This is a genomic window from Clostridium sp. MT-14 (assembly GCF_042436595.1).
GTDB lineage: Bacteria > Bacillota > Clostridia > Clostridiales > Clostridiaceae > Clostridium_B > Clostridium_B aromativorans.
Window position 1 is genome coordinate 1 of the sequence record NZ_JBHMIY010000101.1, and the last position, 412, is coordinate 412.

At 29.1% G+C, this 412-nt stretch carries 1 protein-coding gene; it reads left to right on the forward strand.

Annotated features, from left to right (window positions below):
• Positions 1–34: 34 nt before the first annotated feature.
• Positions 35–412, forward strand: a 378-nt coding sequence (locus ACFHWD_RS20680) for a helix-turn-helix domain-containing protein (RefSeq protein ID WP_378062951.1), incomplete at its 3' end; no start/stop codon positions are given.

Consider the following 412-nt stretch of genomic DNA (forward strand, 5'->3'; position numbering starts at 1 on the left):
CATTGAAAATCAAGGAATGAAATGAGGCGAAAATGTGTTAAAAGCCTATAAATACAGAATTTATCCGAACAAAGAACAAAAATTTTATTTTGCTGGAACTTTTGGCTGTGTCAGGTTTATATATAACCAAATGCTGGCTGATAGAATTAAATCATACAAAGAAAACAAAGATTTGGATATTAAAAAGATTAAGTATCCTACCCCGGCACAGTATAAAAAAGAATTTGAGTGGCTTAAAGAAGTAGACAGTCTTGCTCTGGCAAATGCTCAAATGGATCTAAATAAAGCATATAAAAATTTCTTTAGAGATAAATCAATAGGTTTCCCTAAATTCAAAAGTAAGAAAAGTAACTATAACAGTTATACAACCAATAATCAAAATGGAACAGTTTATATCAAAGATGAACATATT